11 protein-coding genes and 4 pseudogenes are annotated in these 17,962 nt (G+C 68.2%); 7 read left to right on the top strand and 8 right to left on the bottom strand.

The genetic code is table 11. The features are described from left to right. Positions 1-14 precede the first annotated feature (14 nt). From K307_RS10790 to K307_RS10780, 3 genes are all read left to right on the top strand, one after another. On the top strand, positions 15-1,013 hold the full coding sequence (locus tag K307_RS10790; protein WP_042878121.1) for an FAD binding domain-containing protein: 999 nt from the start codon (positions 15-17) through the stop codon (positions 1,011-1,013). Then, entirely contained in the window at positions 1,010-3,223 is a 2,214-nt protein-coding gene (locus tag K307_RS10785) for a xanthine dehydrogenase family protein molybdopterin-binding subunit (RefSeq protein WP_042878119.1), read from the top strand. Before K307_RS10790 ends, K307_RS10785 begins: the two co-directional genes overlap by 4 nt. Positions 3,224-3,334: 111 nt before the next feature. Continuing rightward, on the top strand, positions 3,335-4,195 hold the full coding sequence (locus K307_RS10780; RefSeq protein ID WP_042881804.1) for a MipA/OmpV family protein: 861 nt from the start codon (positions 3,335-3,337) through the stop codon (positions 4,193-4,195). Positions 4,196-4,232: 37 nt separating this feature from the next. On the opposite strand, the gene K307_RS10775 is transcribed toward K307_RS10780, so the two are convergent. The 5 genes and pseudogenes from K307_RS10775 to K307_RS51030 all read right to left on the bottom strand — a co-directional run. After that, positions 4,233-7,658, bottom strand: a complete 3,426-nt coding sequence (locus K307_RS10775) for an error-prone DNA polymerase (RefSeq protein WP_042878117.1) — start codon at positions 7,656-7,658, stop codon at positions 4,233-4,235. Then, complete coding sequence (locus K307_RS10770) at positions 7,655-9,229, bottom strand: Y-family DNA polymerase (RefSeq protein ID WP_042878115.1); 1,575 nt, start codon at positions 9,227-9,229, stop codon at positions 7,655-7,657. Before K307_RS10770 ends, K307_RS10775 begins: the two co-directional genes overlap by 4 nt. After that, on the bottom strand, positions 9,162-10,040 hold the full coding sequence (gene imuA, locus K307_RS10765; RefSeq protein WP_042878112.1) for a translesion DNA synthesis-associated protein ImuA: 879 nt from the start codon (positions 10,038-10,040) through the stop codon (positions 9,162-9,164). The genes K307_RS10770 and imuA overlap by 68 nt, the downstream gene beginning before the upstream one ends. Before the next feature lie 81 nt (positions 10,041-10,121). Next, positions 10,122-10,307: pseudogene (locus K307_RS46030) on the bottom strand (DUF3158 family protein); the annotation flags it as partial. Continuing rightward, positions 10,238-10,648, bottom strand: a pseudogene (locus K307_RS51030) (AcaB family transcriptional regulator); the annotation flags it as partial. The pseudogenes K307_RS51030 and K307_RS46030, both read right to left, overlap by 70 nt. Before the next feature lie 55 nt (positions 10,649-10,703). On the opposite strand from K307_RS51030, the pseudogene K307_RS10755 reads away from it, so the two are divergent. Together K307_RS10755 and K307_RS10750 are read left to right on the top strand one after the other, a co-directional pair. After that, positions 10,704-11,051 (top strand): annotated as a pseudogene (locus K307_RS10755) (single-stranded DNA-binding protein); the annotation flags it as partial. A gap of 295 nt (positions 11,052-11,346) precedes the next feature. Beyond that, positions 11,347-11,589: pseudogene (locus tag K307_RS10750) on the top strand (DNA topoisomerase III); the annotation flags it as partial. 443 nt (positions 11,590-12,032) lie between these two features. Here K307_RS10750 and K307_RS10745 read toward each other — a convergent pair. From K307_RS10745 to K307_RS10735, 3 genes are read right to left on the bottom strand one after another with little or no spacing between them, the layout of a single operon-like run. After that, entirely contained in the window at positions 12,033-12,905 is an 873-nt protein-coding gene (locus K307_RS10745) for a citryl-CoA lyase (protein WP_042881799.1), read from the bottom strand. Between the two features lie 8 nt (positions 12,906-12,913). After that, the gene (locus K307_RS10740; RefSeq protein ID WP_042878107.1) at positions 12,914-14,113 is read right to left on the bottom strand and encodes a CaiB/BaiF CoA transferase family protein; all 1,200 of its coding nucleotides are present in this window, start codon (positions 14,111-14,113) and stop codon (positions 12,914-12,916) included. Positions 14,114-14,173: 60 nt separating this feature from the next. After that, positions 14,174-15,193, bottom strand: a complete 1,020-nt coding sequence (locus K307_RS10735) for a tripartite tricarboxylate transporter substrate binding protein (RefSeq protein ID WP_051974811.1) — start codon at positions 15,191-15,193, stop codon at positions 14,174-14,176. A gap of 301 nt (positions 15,194-15,494) precedes the next feature. Here K307_RS10735 and K307_RS10730 point away from each other — a divergent pair, with 301 nt between their 5' ends. Both K307_RS10730 and K307_RS10725 read left to right on the top strand, forming a co-directional pair. Further along, the gene (locus K307_RS10730) at positions 15,495-16,319 is read left to right on the top strand and encodes an IclR family transcriptional regulator (RefSeq protein WP_042878106.1); all 825 of its coding nucleotides are present in this window, start codon (positions 15,495-15,497) and stop codon (positions 16,317-16,319) included. A 186-nt stretch (positions 16,320-16,505) separates the two neighbouring features. Continuing rightward, entirely contained in the window at positions 16,506-17,912 is a 1,407-nt protein-coding gene (locus tag K307_RS10725) for a selenium-binding protein SBP56-related protein (protein WP_042878104.1), read from the top strand. Positions 17,913-17,962: the final 50 nt, after the last annotated feature.

Here is a 17,962-nt window from a genome sequence, read left to right as displayed (position 1 = left end):
GCTGAGGGCAGCGGATGAATCCTTTCTCGTATGCACGGCCCGACACCGTCGATGAAGCGCTGCGCCTGGGCAACCAGCCGGGCGCGCGCTATCTCGGCGGCGGCACCAACCTGCTCGACCTGGTCAAGGCCGGGGTCGAGCAGCCACAGCACCTGGTCGACGTGAGCCGACTGCCGCTGGCACAGGTGGCGGCGCTGCCGGACGGCGGGCTGCGTATCGGCGCGATGGCCAGCAACACCGACACGGCCAACCACCCGCTGGTGCGCGAGCGCTACCCGCTGCTGGCGCAGGCGCTGCTGTCCGGGGCCTCGGGACAGTTGCGCAATATGGCGACGGTGGGCGGCAACCTGCTGCAGCGCACGCGTTGCCACTACTTCTACGACCCCGGCTTTCCTGCCTGCAACAAGCGCAAACCTGGCTCGGGCTGCGGTGCGCGCGAGGGCATCAACCGCATGCATGCGATCCTGGGTGCGAGCGAGCAATGCATCGCCGTGCATCCGTCCGACATGTGCGTGGCGCTGGCCGCGCTCGATGCCGTGATCGTCGCGCGTGCGCCGGTGGGCGAACGGCGCATCCCGATCGGCGAGTTCCACCGCCTGCCGGGCGACACGCCGCAGGTCGATACCACGCTGGCGCCGGGCGAGCTGGTGGTCGCGGTGGACCTGCCACCCTCGCCCTATGCCGCGCACGCCTGCTACCTGAAGGTGCGCGACCGCGCCAGCTTTGCCTTTGCGCTGGTCTCGGTGGCGGCGGCACTGGAAATGACGGACAGCACCGTTCGCAGCGCCCGGCTGGCACTGGGCGGCGTGGCGCACAAGCCATGGCGTGTGCCCGCGGCCGAACAGGCGCTGGCAGGTCGCCCGTTGAGCGCGCAGAGCGCTGCCGCGGCCGCGCTCCTGCTGCTCGACGGGGCCCGGCCCTATGCGCACAACGCGTTTAAAGTCAGTCTGGCGCAGCGGGCCGTGGTGCGCGCGCTGCAGGTTGCCAGCCGGCCGCAGGGAGGATCCTCATGAGCGTCACCGGCGCCCCCCTCGACCGCACCGACGGCATCCTCAAGGTCACCGGCCGCGCATGCTACACCGCCGACCATCGGCTGCCGGGACTGGTCCATGCGGTGATGGTCACCAGCACCATCCCCAGCGGCGAGATCACGGCGATGGACACCGCCGCGAGCGAAGGCATGCCCGGCGTGCGGCTGGTGATGACGCCGTTCAACGCGCCGCGCCTGCCGAAGGGCGGCAAGGCCGGCGCCGACACGCCCACCGCCGGCCACGTGATGCACCTGCTGCAGGACACTGCGGTGCATTACAACAACCAGCCCATCGCCGTGGTGGTAGCCGACACGCTGGAGCAGGCACGTGCCGCCGCCGCGCGCTTGTCGGTCAGCTATCGCGCGCACGATGCCGTGCTTGATTTCGGCAAGGCGCGCGCGCAGGCAGGCAAGCCGCAAGGCGAAGACGCGGGCGGAGCCGACAGCCGCCGCGGCGATGTCGCCGCCGCGCTGCGCGCCGCCACCACCACCGTCGACGCGGTCTACACCACGCCGATGGAACACCACAACCCGATGGAGCCGCACGCCACCATCGCCGCCTGGAACGGCGACGCGCTGACGCTGTACGACGCCACCCAGTACGTCTCCGGCGTGCGCAAGGCGGTGTCATCCACGCTTGGCATCCCGGTGGACAAGGTGCGCGTGATCTGTCCCTTTGTCGGCGGCGGCTTCGGCTGCAAGGGTTCGGTGTGGTCGCACGTGGTGCTGGCGGCGATGGCCGCGCGCGAGGCGGGCCGGCCGGTCAAGCTGGTGGTCGACCGCACCCAGATGTTCGGCACGGTGGGCGCGCGACCCGCCACCGAGCAGCACGTGGTGGCTGCCACCGGCGAGGATGGCCGCCTGCAGGCGCTGCGCCACGATGTCGTCAACAGTACCTCGATGATCGAGGAATGGCTCGAGTCCTGCGGCGCGCTGACGCGCTCGCTGTACGCCTGCCCCAGCCGGCAGACCAGCCACCGGCTGGCGAAACTGCATATCGGCACCACCACCTTCATGCGCGCGCCGGGCGAGGCGCCCGGCAGCTTTGCGCTGGAATGCGCACTGGACGAGCTGGCCGAACAGCTTGGCATCGATCCGGTCGAGCTGCGGCTGCGCAACCATGCCGAGTCCGATCCGCAAAAGCAGCTGCCGTTCTCCAGCAAGTCGCTGCGCGAATGCTACCGCGTGGCGGCGGAGCGCTTTGGCTGGTCGCGCCGCAACCCCGCGCCGCGCTCGATGCAGGCCAACGGCAAGCTGGTGGGCCTGGGCATGGCCACCGCCACCTACCCGGCCTACCGCTCGGAAGCCAGCGCCATGGCGCGCATCCTGCCGGACGGCACGGCCCTGGTCCGGACCGGCTCGCAAGACCTCGGCACGGGCACCTACACGGTCATGACGCAGGTTGCCGCCGACGCGCTCGGCCTGCCGCCCGAACGCGTGCAGGTCGAACTGGGCGACACCACCTTCCCCGAAGCCCCGGTATCGGGCGGCTCGCAATCGGTCGCCAGTGTCGCACCCGCTGTGCAGGCCGCGGCCATGACTGCGCGCAAGCAACTGATCCGCCAGGCCGTGGCGGATCCGGCCTCGCCACTGTCTGGCGCACCGCCGGAAGACGTGGAGATCGCCGACGGCTGGCTGCAACGGCGTTCCGATCCGGCGCAGCGCGAGCCCATCGCCGCGCCGATCGCCCGCGCAGGCGGCAAGCCGATCGAAGCGAAAGCCAGCGCCAAACCCGGAAAAGAAAGGGAGAAATACTCGATGCACTCCTTCGGCGCGGTCTTCGCCGAGGTCCGCGTCGACCCCGACCTGGGCGAGATCCGCGTGCACCGCATCGTCGCCAGCTACGGCGTGGGCCGGCTGCTGAACCGCAAGACCGCGTACAACCAGCTGATGGGCGGCATTGTCTGGGGCATCGGCATGGCGCTGCATGAGAAGAGCGAGCTGGACCTGGCCACCGGCCGCGTCGCCAACGCCAACCTGGCCGAGTACCACGTGCCGGTCAATGCCGACATCGGCACCATCGACGTCAGCGTGGTGGACGAGAACGATCCGCATATCAACGCGCTGGGCACCAAGGGCATCGGCGAAATCGGCATCGTCGGCGTGGCCGCCGCCATCGCCAATGCGGTGTACCACGCCACCGGCCGGCGCGTGCGGGATTTGCCGATCACGCTGGACAAGCTGCTGGACTGATCTGCGCAGGATTGTCGGATGGTTGCGCAAGCGGCCATCCAGTGAAAAGATGTGGCCCACGGGCCCCGCGCCCGCAACCTGACTGCCCGCCTGGCGGGCGTGGAGGCTGCCGTGACCGAGTTCACCCCCAGGCGTCCGTCGCCGCGCATTGTCCTGCTGCTGGCCGCTGGCGCCATGTTGGCCCCGGGCCTGGCCAGCGCGCAGACCCCGGCGCCGCTGGCCGAATGGCAGTTCTCGGCCGGCATCCCGCTGCAGAAGCTGTTCCAGGACGAGATCCCCGACTGGCAGGTCCGGCTGGGCGGCGCGGCCATGGTGCGGCCGCGCTATGACGGTTCGTCCGAATACATTGTCGTGGGCGGCCCCAGCATCGACATCCGCTACCGCGACCTGGCCTTCGCCTCGATCGGCGAAGGGCTCGGCGTCAACCTGCTGCGCGGCAAGAACTGGCGCGCGGGCGTGGCGCTCACGTACAACCTCGGACGGCGCGGGAAGGAAGACTCGCCGCACCTGGACGGCATGGGCAATATCAGCCCCGCGCCGGAGGCCAAGCTGTTCGCGGACTACGCGGTGTCGAAGGAATTCCCGCTGGTGCTGCGCGTCGACGCGCGCCGCAGCCTGGGCGGCAGCGACGGCTGGGTCGGCGATATCGGCGCCTATATGCCGCTGCCGGGCAGCTCGGAGAAATTCTTCTGGTTTGCCGGCCCCACCATCACGCTGGCCGATTCGCGCTACATGAACGCGTGGTACGGCGTCAGTGCCACACAGGCCCGCGCGGGACGGCCCGAGTTCCACGCGCGCGGCGGCATCAAGTCGTACGGGTTCGGCGTGACGTCCGTCTGGTACTTTGCCAAGCACTGGTTTGCCTCGTGGGACGTGGCCATTTCCCAGCTCACCGGCGATGCGGCGAACAGCCCCATCACGCGCAAGACAACCAACGGTGTGTTCGATTTCTCGGTCAACTACGAATTCTGAGGGGGCACGGGCAGCCCATTGCCAGCTGCCCGCGCCGCTAGTGGAAGTCCCGGCTCCCCACCATCAGCCGGCCCAGCAACGGGCTCAGGTCCACCAGCTCCTTGGCCACCAGGTGGCGCACGTCACCCTGGCGCTGCCAGGTGCCGACCACGCCCAGCAGTGTGGCACCCAGCACCTCCTTGCGCTGGCGCTCGACCAGGTCCGGCCACAGGATCAGGTTGACAGTGCCGGTCTCGTCCTCGATGGTCGCGAAGATGGTGCCGCTGGCCGTGGAGGGCCGCTGGCGCACGGTGACGATGCCGCAGGCGCGCACGCGGCGGCCGTTGGCGCAGCGCTGGAGCTGGCTGGCGGTGGCAAAGCGCATCGCCGCCAGCTTGTGCCGCAGCAGCGCCAGCGGATGCGACTTGAGCGACAGGCCCAGGCTGGCGTAGTCCGCCGCCACGTCTTCACCCAGCCGGGGCGCAGGCAGTGCCAGCGCGTCCTCGGCGGGCGGCGCTTCGTACAGCAGGTCGCGATGCGCGGCGTGACTGGCCGCGGCGCGCGCCTGCCAGCGGGCCTGGCGGCGGTGGCCCGCCAGCGGCGCCAGGGCGTCGGACGCGGCCAGCACATCGATATCGTGCCGGTCCAGCTCGGCGCGCAACGCAAGGTCCTCGACGCTGTCGAACGGACGCTGCGCCCGCGCTGCCTCGATGCGCAGCGCGGCCTCTTCCCGCATGCCCTTGACGCGGCTCAGGCCGAGGCGCACCAGCGGGTGCTGCGGCTGGCGTGGCCGGGTGCGGGCCTGTGCGTCCGCGACATCGACCTCCGCCGCCGGCTCCAGCGTGCTCTCCCACTGGCTCATGGTGACATCCACCGGCAGCACTCGCACGCCATGCCGGCCCGCGTCCTGCACCAGCTGCGACGGTGAATAGAACCCCATCGGCTGGCTGTTCAGCAGCGCGCACAGGAACGCCGACGGGTGGTGGCACTTGAGCCAGGAACTGACATACACCAGCTTGGCAAAGCTGGCCGCATGGCTCTCGGGGAAGCCGTACTCGCCAAACCCCTCGATCTGCTTGCAGATCGCCAGCGCAAAGGACCCCGGATAGCCGTTGCCGGTCAGCGCGCGCACCAGGGCATCCTGGTGCTGGCGCAGGTCGCCACGCCGCCGCCACGCAGCCATCGAGCGGCGCAACTGGTCGGCCTGCCCCGGCGAGAAACCGGCCGCGTCGATGGCCAGCTGCATCACCTGCTCCTGGAAGATCGGCACGCCCAGCGTGCGGCCCAGCACGTTCTCGATCACCGCGTTGAAGTAGACCGGTGGCTTGCCGCTGCGGCGGAAGGCCTCGCGCCGCTTCAGGTAGGGATGCACCATGCCGCCCTGGATCGGCCCGGGGCGCACGATCGCCACTTCGACCACCAGGTCGTAGTATTTGCGTGGCTGCAGCCGCGGCAGCATCGACTGCTGCGCGCGCGACTCGATCTGGAACACGCCGATGGTGTCGGCCTTGCAGATCATGTCGTAGGTTTGCTTGTCTTCCTTGGGGATGTCTTCCATCCGCGTCGGCAGCGCGGCGCGTTCGGGATCCGGGTTGGGGATCATTTCCAGCGCGCGCCGGATCGCCGACAGCATGCCCAGTGCCAGCACATCGACCTTGAGCAGGCCGAGCGACTCCAGGTCGTCCTTGTCCCACTGGATTACGCTGCGGTCGGCCATGGCCGCGTTCTCGATCGGCACTAGCCGCGACAGCTTGTGGCGCGCGATCACGAAACCGCCCACGTGCTGTGACAGGTGGCGCGGGAAGCCGCGCAGCTGCGCGGTCAGGCCGGCCCACATCTGCACTGCCGGCGAATCCGGATCGAGCCCGTAGCGGGCGATCTTGTCGACAAAGCCCGGGCCGCCGTCCCACCATGCCTGACCCTTGACCACCTGCTCGACCACGCTGGCATCGATGCCCAGTGCGCGGCCCACGTCGCGCAGCGCGCTGCGCGAGCGGTAGGTGATCAGCGACGCCGCCAGCGCGGCGCGGTGGCGGCCGTATTTCTCGTAGATGTACTGGATGACTTCCTCGCGCCGCTGGTGCTCGAAGTCCACGTCGATATCGGGCGGCTCATCGCGCTCGCGCGAAAGGAAGCGGCCGAACAGCAGGTTGGCTTGCTCGGGACTGACCTCGGTCACGTACAGGCAGAAGCAGACCAGCGAATTGGCGGCCGAGCCGCGCCCCTGGCACAGAATGCCGTTGGCGCGCGCAAAGCGCACGATGTCGTGGACGGTGAGGAAGAAGGGTTCGTACTGCTTTTCCTCGATCAGCGCTAGCTCCTCTTTGAGCTGGTCTTTCCACTCTTGCTGCATGCCGTTGGGAAAGCGCTCGTGCATGCCGCGCTCGACTTCCTTGCGCAGGTAGGAGATCGGCGTTTCGCCAGGCGGAACCAGCTCTTCGGGGTATTCATAGCGCAGCATCCCGAGCGAGAAATCGCACTGCGTGGCGATCTTCAGCGTCTGCGTCAGCGCCTCGTGTGGGTACAGGCGCGACAGCACCTGGCGCATGCGCAGGTGCTGCTCGGCATTGGGCGCCAGCGCCATGCCGCATTCGGCCAGCGGCTGGCCCAGCCGGATCGCGGTCAGCACATCGGACAGCGGCTTGCGCGAGCGCACGTGCATGGTGACCGCGCCGGCTGCCGCGAGCGGCACGCCCGTCTGCGCCGAGACCGCCTGCAGGCGCGCGCGGTGCAGCGCATCGGCATGGCCCTGCAGTTGTTCCAGCGCGATCCAGGCGCGGTCGCCGAAGACCTCGCGGCACCATTCAGCCTGTTCGCGCAGCAACTCGGGATCGACGCAGTAGTCGGGCAGCAGCAGCGCCAAGCACCCGGGCATGCCACGCAGGTGCGCCTCGCCAGGCGCGGGCGTGGTCAGGTCTTCGGGATGCAGCCGATAGGTGCCCTTCGGCGCGCGCCGGCGGCCCAGCGTGATCAGCTCGCTGAGGTTGCCGAAGCCGTCGCGATGCTGGGCGATCAGCACCAGCCGCAGCGGCGAGCGTTCCGCGCCATCGGCCGGGGTCAGGCTGAAGCGGCTGCCGATCAGCAGCGTGAAGGCCTCAGCGGCCGCGGCCAGCGCCTGCAGCCCCTGGTGGCGGCTGGCATGCGCGTGGGGATCGTCGTGGTCCTCGTCGGCCTCGTCATCGTTGCCGAGCAGTGGATCGTCCACGCCTTCCTCCCCGCGTGCCGCGCTGCGCGCCACCGCATCGCGCAGGCGCTTGCGCAGCGTCTCGATCGCATCATACGCGCGCGCGGTGCCGGCCACCGAGCATTCATCGGTCAGCGCCAGCCCGCGGTAGCCCAGTTCGAAGGCGCGCTCGATCAGCTCGCCCGGGTGCGAGGCGCCGGTGAGGAAGGTGAAGTTGGAGATGCAGTGCAACTCGACATAGTCGGGCAAGGAGGGAAGCAAACCCGGCAGCAAGCCGGGCAGCGATGGCAGGACCGTCATGCGAACAACCCATGCAGGAACCAGCGGTATTCGCCGCCATTGTCCTGCGCCGCATGACCCGGGCGCTCGCGGAAGATCCAGCAGCGCAGGCCGTCGGCGCGCTCGGCGATAAAGTAGTCGCGCGTGGCCAGCGCGCCGTCCCACCAGCCGGCCTCGATGCGCTCGGGCCGGCTCAGCAGCGCCAGCGGCCCGCCGTGGCAGGGGCGGTGCTGCTGCACCGGCAGCGGCAACGGTTGCGGCAGCAGCCACAGCGGGCGCTCCGGCAGCGGGCCGGGCAGCGCGCCGACCTTGCCGCCAGGCTGCGCCTCGTCGACCGGGCACCAGCGGTTGGCGCATTCAGGGCGGTGGTCGGCCAGCGGCCTGGGTTGCAGCACATTGTCGCGGCCGAGGCGGGCCATCAGCGTATCGAGCAGGCGGCCAAGATCCTCGGGCGTGCCGCCGGGCTCGGGGAACAGCGCATCGCTTTGCGGCACGCAGGCGGCCATCGTCTCCACCCGCAGCGCCAGGCCCGTGACCGGGGCGTGAAAGTTGAGCTTGTCGAGCTTTTCGCGCAGCAGCCGCGACAGGTGCACGGGATCGCGGCTGGGCTGAGCCAGGCCCACCAGCACGGGCGTACCCTCGGTATCGACGCCGCGCCGGTAGCGTTCGTGCTCCAGCACCAGCACGCAGCGCGTGACGCCAGCCTGCTGTACCGCCAGCCAGCCGGCCAGCGCCAGCAACAGGCGCTGCGCCCCGGCCAGCACGCCTTCGGCCGATTCGATGCGTCCGGGCAGGTCCATGCGCTGCGCAAACGCGGGCGGCGCCGCATACCAGGCAAAGCGCACCGGAGCATCGCCATAGGCCTGGTCCAGCCGCGCCAGCAGCGCGGGGCCCAGCCGCCGCGTCAGGCCGGCGCGCGGCAGGCGCCGCACCTGGCCCAGCGTGCGGCAGCCGATGCCGTCCAGCCAGGCCGGGTCGGCCAGCGTATGCAGGGCCTCCACCGGCAGGTCGTCGAGCAGCCGGTGCAGGCGCGCCATGCCCACCGCCCGGCGCGCGGGCCGCACCACGCCGCGCCGCGTGCGCCACAGCGGCTGGCGCGCGAGCCACGCGGCACCGTGCGCGGTCGGGCCGGAGCCCACTTGCGCAATGGTGCCGAGCTGGCGCACGCAGGCGCGCACCGCGCGGCACAGCGTGCGATGGCCGCCGAACAGGCGCAGGCTGGCGGTGACGTCCAGCATTACGGTGGCCGATTCCGGCTCCTCGTCGAAGGTCACGGCCGGCGTGAAACGCAGCAGCGCCAGCGCCACCGCCTCCATCAGCTCGGCCTCGGCGTTCGGCTCGCGCTCCAGCTGCACGATATCCGCCGACAGCGCCTGCACGCCGCCGCGGCGCATGCCATAGCGCACGCCGAGCTGCAGCGCCGGGCCGTTGGCCAGCACCACCTGCTCCTGCGCCATCACCGCCACCGGCAGCGCATGGTGCAGCGTGCCGGTGGCGAAGGACGGACCCGGGGCGGGCGCCGGCTTAGGCCAGGTGGGCTGCAGTGCGTCCAGGGGCAGGCGCGGCAGGTGCACCGCGATCCAGTACGGCATCGGAAGAAGGCTGAGAAGACGAGAGAGACGAAGGCGCCCGTACGGGCGACGGCCAGGCGGCGGTGCGCGTGGCCGCTTCCATCCCGTCCAGGCGCACCAGCAGCGGGGTATCCCGCACAGGCCCGCGCCGCTTGTGGAAGGTGATCGACAGCATATTGCCGGGCTGCGGCGCCAGCAGCAGCCGCAGCACCGCCGGCGATGATTCGCGCAGCGCCGCGGCCGGGCGCAGCGCCCAGACCACCGCGTCGCCGCCCTGCGCCAGCACCTGCAGCCGGCGCAGTGCCTCGGGCCGGGCCGTGGGCAGCCATACCAGCACGCCGCCGAAGGCCTGGCTGCGCAGCACCTGCTCGGCCGCCCACAGCATGTCGGCCTGCGCGGCCTTGGCGGTGCCGGCGGGTGGGCGCACCCAGTAGAGCTGGCGCGCCGGCAGCCCGGCCGCCGCCAGCCCCATCGCATTGGGCAGGTACGGCGGCGCCACCAGCGCGATGCGGCGCCCTGCGCCGGCCAGCGTGCGCAGCGCCGGCAGCAGCAGGCGCAGCTCGCCCGCCCCGCCCTGCATGGTCAGCAGTTCGGTCAGCCCGCCCGCCGGCCAGCCGCCGCCGGGCAGCTCCTCCGACAGCGCGTCATACCCGGTCGGGCATACCGACTCGCTGCCGGCACGGCCCAGCTGGCCGGCCCGCCAGAGTCCGGGATAGCGCTGCTCGAGCGCCGACAGCGCCTGCTGGCGCGTGGCCGGGACCTCGGCTGGCGTGGGCGCAGGGAAAAGAACTCTCTCCGCCGTCGTAGGGAGGGCTGCGGATTGCGCAGTCATGTGAAATTGGCATCGCTCGCCAGTTGGCGAGGATTTAGGATGTTTATGATACCTGTATATTTATACAGTATCGGTGGTGAGCGCAAGGGGTAGCGACGCGGGTGGCGCGGGAACGATCAAGCTGTCGCGCAGCGCCAGGCACTGGCTGGCCCAGGCCTCCAGACTCCCCTTACCTTTAAAAGGTTGTAAAAGGCCTTTTAGGTAGCCTGCGTGTTCCAGTCGCTGGAAGTCCGCCTGTTCCAGCGCCGAAGCGCGTCGGCTGGACAGGAATGGTGGGTGCCGTCATTCCGTCGCATCCTCGTCGCGCGCGCGGCGCCGGCTGCGCCATCGATAGAGGTGGAAGTCGGGCCCGCCGCGGTTGGCGCGGCCGAGGATTCGGAGCAACCGTGCCGGCGCGCGACGGATGGCGCAAAGCGCGAGCGGCGCGTGCCTTCGAGCACGTCCTGCGGCAGCTCGCCGAACTTCTCCACCGCCGCACGCGCCGCCTCGTTCTTCGCCGCGAAGTCATCGCGCGTCGTGCTGGAGTAGCGATACTGCTGGGCTAGCGAAAACAGGCTGCGCAGTGCGTGCGCGCCATCGTTGAGCCAGCGCTCCAGCGTGCTGCGGTCGTCACCTGCGGCGTATCCTTGGTCATGCCGCGTCCACTCCCATCATTCCTAAGGCGTCTGTTTCGACAACCCGTTCCCGAAGAAGGACGGCGACTACGAGGACCGCGGCGGCTTCTGGGCGCCGGTAGAGCTGTGGCACCGCAATGCCGAGCACGGGAAGACCTTGTACCAGAATGGCATGCGGGTGCTGGTCGAGGGTCATACGGTGCGCGACGAATGGGAGGCTGCCAACGAGAACGAGCGCGTCAAGTTCAAGGTCGAGGCTCGGCGCGTGGGCATCCTGTGGTACCGCGTTGAAGCTGTGACGCTGAACGCCAAGCCTACCGGCGGGCAGTCGTCGCTTTTCTCGACAACCGCCGAGGGCGGCTGTAGCAATCATCAGACGCCCACCATGCGCCAATAGTGCTATCCCCAGGGGATAGTTCCAACAGTGGTGCTATCCCCTGGGGATAATAGTTCCATCAGTGGTGCTATCCTCCAGGGGATAGTTCCACTGCGATCCACCGGGTTCAATCAGCCCTCCCGACGCGAAACACCCGCCCCGTAGCCTGAAGCGATCTACGTATACCGCTGCGGCAACCGTTCCCCCGTCGATCACAAATCGGTGTCCATGCCGTCCGGCTTCCTTGCTGCCGGTCTCATCCGGCGCAGCCATGCTTTCGTCCATCTGATGAACCGCACATTTCCGAGGAGGCTTCATGCGCGTATTCCTGCGCGAGAAGCCGTCGCAAGGCAGGGACATCGCCCATGTGCTGGGCGCCAGCCAACGCGGGGCCGGCTGTTACAGCGGTGCGGGAATCGTCATGACCTGGCGCATCGGTCATCTGGTCGAGACGGTTCCGCCCGAAAGCTACGGCGAGCAGTGCAAGCGCTGGGCCATCGAGCAGTTGCCCATCATTTCCGAACGCTGGCGTGTCGAGCCCAAGGCGGCGACCGCGGCGGGATCGGACCTTGGTAGCCACACAGGTCGAGGCTCTCGCGGGCGATTCATTCTTTGTCGAGAACAAGCCCGGGGCCAGCGGTACGATCGGCACTATGCAAGTCGCGCGAGCTGATTAGCCAGTGCTCTCGGTCAGCTTTTGCGCGACCTGTCTTGCAACGAAGTCGGTAGTACCGCCAGCCGAACAAGGCACGACGATGCGCACGGTCTTGGTGGGCCACGTGTCCGCATGGCGGGGAAGGCTCGCACAAACCAGCACACCAGTGGTGATCAGTCGGGATACTGTCTCTCCTTGGTGGTGACTCGTCCGTGTACAGGCGCTTGCGAGGCGGTCACGGGACGAGGAATCGCCTGGCGGGTCGATGGTATCGATGGCGCTACTGCCCGCGTCTTTTCAATTCATGCCGATGTTGTCGTTTCGCTCATCGCGAGACGTAATCGTGGTTAGCGCGGCGGCGCCTCCGGCACATCGCGCTGCGGCGTGCCGTTATAGGTCCACAGGAACTGGCGCGGGATTGGCCCCTTGTTGCGGCCGCCCTGGTTGGTCTGCTCCCACGCATGCGCCAGGATGCCGACCGAGCGCGACAAGCAGAAAAGGCCCCGCGCCAGCGGTGCGGGGAAACCGAGTTCGGCATAGATGACGGCGGTGGCGCCGTCGATATTCATCGGGATCGGCTTGCTGCGGCCCGCGGCCAGCGTTTGTTCGATGGCCCGCGCGATCGCCACGTAGCGCCCCTTGACCACGCCGTTGGCCGCAGCCTGGTCCACCAGCGCCAGCAGGCGCGGCGCGCGAGGATCGACGGGGTGAAATCGGTGGCCGAAGCCCGAGACGAACTTGCCATGATGGTCGCGATAGTGCTGCAACGCCGCGGCGACCGCGTCTTCCATCGTGTTGCCGGCATCGACGCGGGCAGCGACGTCTTCGTACAGCGCCACCGCCTGCTCGCCGGCGCCGCCATGCACATCGCCCAGCACGTTGACGGCGGAGGCCATGGCATTGTTCAGCCCCACGCCACAGGTCGCGGCCATGCGTGCGATGGCGATGCTGGGCGCCTGCGGGCCGTGGTCCACCGCGGCCATCAGCGCCGCGTCGAGTAGTTCGCCCTGGCCCGGGCCGGGCAGCTCGCCGCGCAGCATCAGCCAGATCATCTGCACGAACGAGACGCGGCCGATCAGTTGCTCGATGGGATAGCCGCGGTAGCGGATCTCGCCCGGGCGCATGTCGATGATTTCGGTGCGCCACCAGTCCTGCGACAGGCGCTGGGCGGGGTCCATGGTGTTGTCGCCGGCGTTGGGGTCCTGGCCGATGCCGCTCATGTTGCTGCTCATATCGCGCGCTCCTCGCTGAGTTGGTTTATGTCCGCGTCGCTGTAGCCCAGGTTGCCCAGGATCTCGCGCGTATGCTGGCCGAGTTCGGGCGGCGGCGTGTCGACTGCCGGCGCCTCGCGGTTGAGCTTGAAGCCGGTACGCACAACCCGGATGTCGCGGCCGACGCCGGGCGCATTGGCAAATTCGCCGATCATGCCGCGGTCGCGCACCTGCGGATGCGCCAGCGTGTCGGGCACGCCCAGGACCGGCCCTGCCGGCACGCCGGCGTCGTTCAGCAGCGGCCACCAGTCCGTGGCCGGCTTCTTGGCCAGTTCCGCTTCCAGTGCCGCGGTCAGCGCAGCGCGGTTGGCCAGCCGCGCCTGGCGCTGGGCAAAGCGTTCGTCGGTGGCCAGCTCGGGCTTGCCCACCACGCGGCACACGGCCTCGAACTGCTCCTGCTTGTTGGCGGCGATATTGAGCAGGCCGTCGCCGGTGCGGAAGGTGCCCGACGGGCTGGCGGTCATGTTCTCGTTGCCCATCGGCACCGGGTCCTTGCCCGCGATCAGGTGGTTGGACACGACCCAGCCCATGGTGGCAAGCGTGGCCTCCAGCATCGACACGTCGATGAAATAGCCCTCGGTGCGCTGGTGGTCCGCCAGCGACGCCGCCACCGCAAAGGCCGCGGTCAGGCCGCCGATGGTATCCGACACCGGATAGCCGACACGGTACGGCGCGGTCTGCGGATCGCCGGTGATGCTCATCACGCCCGACATGCCCTGGATGATCTGGTCATAGGCCGGCAGCTCCGCCAGCGGACCGTCCTGGCCGAAGCCCGAGATCGCGCAGTAGATCAGGCGCGGGTTGTCCTGCTTCAGCGTTTCGTAGCCCAGGCCCAGCCGGTCCATCACGCCGGGCCGGAAGTTTTCGACCAGGACGTCGGCGCTGCGCACCAGCTTGCGGAACACTTCCTTGCCGCGCGCATGCTTGAGGTTGATGGTGATCGACTGCTTGCCAGGGTTCTGGGCCAGGAACGACACCCCCATCAGGCGCTGGTTCAGCTCGGCATCGGCGCCGAGCTGGCGCGCGAGGTCCCCGGTGCCGGGAGTTTCCACCTTGATGACCTCGGCGCCCATATGGGCGAGCTGATGGCAGCAGAAGGGCCCGGCCAGCACGTTGGTGAGGTCGAGCACGCGGATATTGCGCAAGGGCTTTTGCATGACTGGCTTCCGATGGCGTGGCGCCACGACGGTACGGCCGCCGTAGCGCGACGGGATAGTTTATTCGACGCGCGCGCCGGACTGGCGCACGATTTCGCCCCAGCGCGTGTTCTCGCTCTGGATAAAGGCACCAAGGTCCCTGGCCGAGCCGCCACGCGGCTCGCTGCCTTCTTCACGCAGCTTGCTGATGGTGTCCGGCTGCGCCAGCGCCTTGTTGACCTCGGCATTCAGGCGCGCCACCATCTCCGGCGGCGTGCCGGCCGGCGCCACCAGTGCCTTCCAGTCTTCCGCCTGGAAGCCGGCGTAGCCCGACTCTGCAATGGTAGGCACCGCCGACAGCAACGGCATGCGCTTGGCCGAGGTCACCGCCAGCGCGCGGACCTTGCCTGCCTTGATCATGGGCATGGCGATCGGCGGCGTGGCGAAATAGAAATCGGTCTGCCCGCCCAGCAGGTCGGTCAGCGCCGGCGAGGCACCCTTGTACGGCACATGCAGCATCTTGATACCGGCGCGACGCGCGAACATCTCGCCGGTCAGGTGCCCGACCGTGCCGGTGCCGGCGGACGCCATCGACAGTTGCTTAGCCTTGGCCGAGGCCACCAGCTCGGCAACGTTCTTGTAGGGCGCGTCGTTGCGCACGATCAGCACCACCGGCTGTGCTGCCACCAGCGCCACCGGCGTGAAATCCTTCTGCGCGTTGTAGGGCATCTTTGGATACAGCGTGGGATTGATCGCGAGGTTGGCGGTCTGCCCCATGCCCAGCGTGTAGCCGTCGGCCTTTGCCTTGGCCACGCTATCGAGCCCAATATTGCCGCCCGCGCCGGCGCGGTTCTCCACCACCACGTTCCACTTGGTGGCCATGCCGATCTTGTTGAACACGAGCCGCGACAGCACGTCGGTGCCGCCAGCGGGCGGGAATGGCACGATCAGACGGACCGGTTGCGAGGGATAGGCATCGGCCGCCATTGCGCCTGTGGCGCCAACGGCGAGCAGCGCCGACAAGGCGCAGCCGAGCAGCGCGCGAGCAAAGGTATGCCCAGGCTCCGTGGCGATCCGGTGATTAGTGAAATCGTGGTTCATGTCGTCTCCTGTTCAGACGGCAACATTTGTCCGTCCAACGAGCGTGTTGCTCTGGTTAAGAAATGCGGGAAGGGGCGTGCTGCGCCGTTGGTCGGCAGGCAGCCAGTCCGTCCGTCTACGAGCTCGACGCGACGAACCTGGCCAGCGTTTATTGCCCTCCTTGTTCTTTCTGATAGAACTATGTTCTATGGAAAAGAACTTTAGTGCTGCGATTGTGCGAGGAGTAGGAGGGTATACCCTCAGGCTTTCGTCTTTTCTGGCCTTATGTTCTACTAGACAGAACTACCTGGAGATCCAATCCATGGACGAGAAGCAAACATCCGCGTCGAGTGACGTTACCGACACCGCTGCATCCGAGAGCTCCAGCGGCGTGGCGGTGCTGGACCGCGCCTTTGCCATCCTTGGCGCGTTCGGTCCGACCGATGAGCGCCTGACCCTGACGGAGCTGTCGCGTCGCACGAATCTGTACAAGAGCACTGTGTTACGTCTGCTGGCTGCCCTGGAGCACGGCGGCTTTATTCGCAAGCTGGAGGACGGGCAGTATGCGATCGGCCCGCAGCCACTGCGGCTGGCGGCCATTTATCAGCGCTCGTTCCGTGTCGGTCCCGTCATCGAGCACCTGCTGGAGCAACTCAGCCGCGAACTCGGCGAGACGGCATCGTTCTACGTCCGGCAAGGGGATCGGCGACTCGTGCTGTATCGCGTCGAGCCGGCGCGCGCCGTGCGCGTGTCGATCGGTGTCGGCGATGAATTCCCCATCGATCACGGCGCCTCGGGCAAGGTGCTGCTCGCCTTCAGCGAGCCCAACGATCAGCGCTGGCGCGAGGTGCGCGAGAGCCTTTGGGCCGTGTCATATGGCGAGCGGGATGCCGAAACCGCTGCTGCCTCAGCGCCTGTATTCGGTGCCATGGGAGAACTGGTAGGAGCCCTGACATTGTCCGGGCCGAGGCAGAGACTAAGCGCTGCGCCGACCATGTTCGCTGCAGTGGCAACGCTGCTGAAGGTCGCCGGGCAGGCAACTGAGATTCTCGGCGGCAACCGAGCCCGTTTCGATGCCGGTATTTCGAAGCTGCATATGGAGCAGATCATTAGCAGCGGTGCCATGAGCGCTCAGGAAGCGATGTAGCCAGCGCGTTTTCTTCTGCAGTCAGCATGCACGCCGCGCCGGCGCGCCTGTGCTTCGCGCGTTGACTCGGAATTGAGAACGTCCTAGTCTAAGTAGGCTCGAAGTGCACATCGGAAGCCCGTTTCGGCGAGGTGATATCGCGGCGATCTTGCGACGTGTGATCCGGCAGAACCAGGAGGGCTCACCATGAACATGCGGCCAGATCCGACGTTTCACGCCTCGCCGGAACTTGCGATGAGCGCGCCAGCGGAATCATTTGCTTATACGCTGCTGCTCAGCCCCGACGCCTCCAAGCCAGACGCCCTCGCGGTGATCGATGTCAAACCCGGCTCGCCCACCTACAGCACGGTGGTGCACACCGTGCCGATGGCGAACACGGGCGACGAATTGCATCACTTCGGTTGGAATGCATGCTCGTCGGCGCTGTCGCCGCTGACCGGCCACGCTTTCCTCGAACGGCGCTACCTGGTCATCCCGGGCATGCGCTCGTCCCGCCTGTACATCGTGGACACCAAGCCGCACCCGACGCAGGCGCGCATCCACAAGATCATCGAGCCCGACGAAGTCTTCCGCAAGACCGGCTACTCCAGGCCCCATACCATCCATTGCGGACCTGAAGGCATCTACGTCAGCACGCTTGGCGGTGGCGGCAAGGATGGTACAGACGGCCCTCCCGGCATCTTCATCATGGACTGCGAGACCTTCGACGTCCTGGGCCGCTGGGAGATCGACCGCGGCGAGCAGGAGAAGCACTACGACTTCTGGTGGAACCTGCCGCGCGACTACATGGTGTCCAGCGAATGGGCCCTGCCGCCGCAATTCGAGAACGGCATCGTGGCCGAGGACCTGCTCTCCAATAAGTACGGGCACAAGCTGCATTTCTGGGACCTGCGCGCGCGCCGCAACGTGCAGACGATCGACCTGGGCGCCAATCACCAGATGGCTTTGGAAGTGAGGCCCGCGCACGACCCGATCCGAGAATACGGCTTCGTTGGCGTGGTGGTCGACACCACCAACCTGGAAGGCTCGATCTGGACCTGGTGGCGCGAAGGCGGCAAGTTCCACGTCGAGAAGACGGCGACCATTCCGCCTGAACCTGCCGCAGCCGATCTGCTGCCGCCGCTGCTGCAGGGCTTTGGTGCCGTGCCGCCGCTGGTGACCGACATCGATCTGTCCCTCGACGACAAGTTCCTCTATGTCTCCTGCTGGGGCACGGGCGAGATGCGCCAATACGACGTGACGGACCCGCGCAAGCCGAAGCTCTCCGGAGCGGTCCATATCGGCGGCATTGCGCGGCGCACACCGCATCCGAATGGCAAGCCCTTCACGGGCGGTCCGCAGATGGTCGAGATCAGCCGCGACGGCAAGCGCGTCTATTGGACCAACTCGCTCTACTCGACCTGGGACAACCAGTTCTACCCCGACGGCGTTCCCGGGACGCAGGTGATGGCGCATGCCGATCCCAACGGCGGCCTGACGCTGGCAGATGACTACTGGGTCGACTTCCCGGAAGGCTACCGGGCCCACCAGATCCGGCTGGAAGGCGGAGACTGCTCGACCGATTCGTTCTGCTATCCGTCGGTCAGGCCTTGATCGGCAACTCCTGGGAGCAGCTCGGCCTCTGGTCGGCGGTCCTGGCAAGC

It is taken from the genome of Cupriavidus necator A5-1 (assembly GCF_000744095.1).
GTDB lineage: Bacteria > Pseudomonadota > Gammaproteobacteria > Burkholderiales > Burkholderiaceae > Cupriavidus > Cupriavidus necator_A.
Note: the sequence above shows the minus strand (reverse complement) of the source record. Positions and strands in the feature narration are given on the sequence as shown.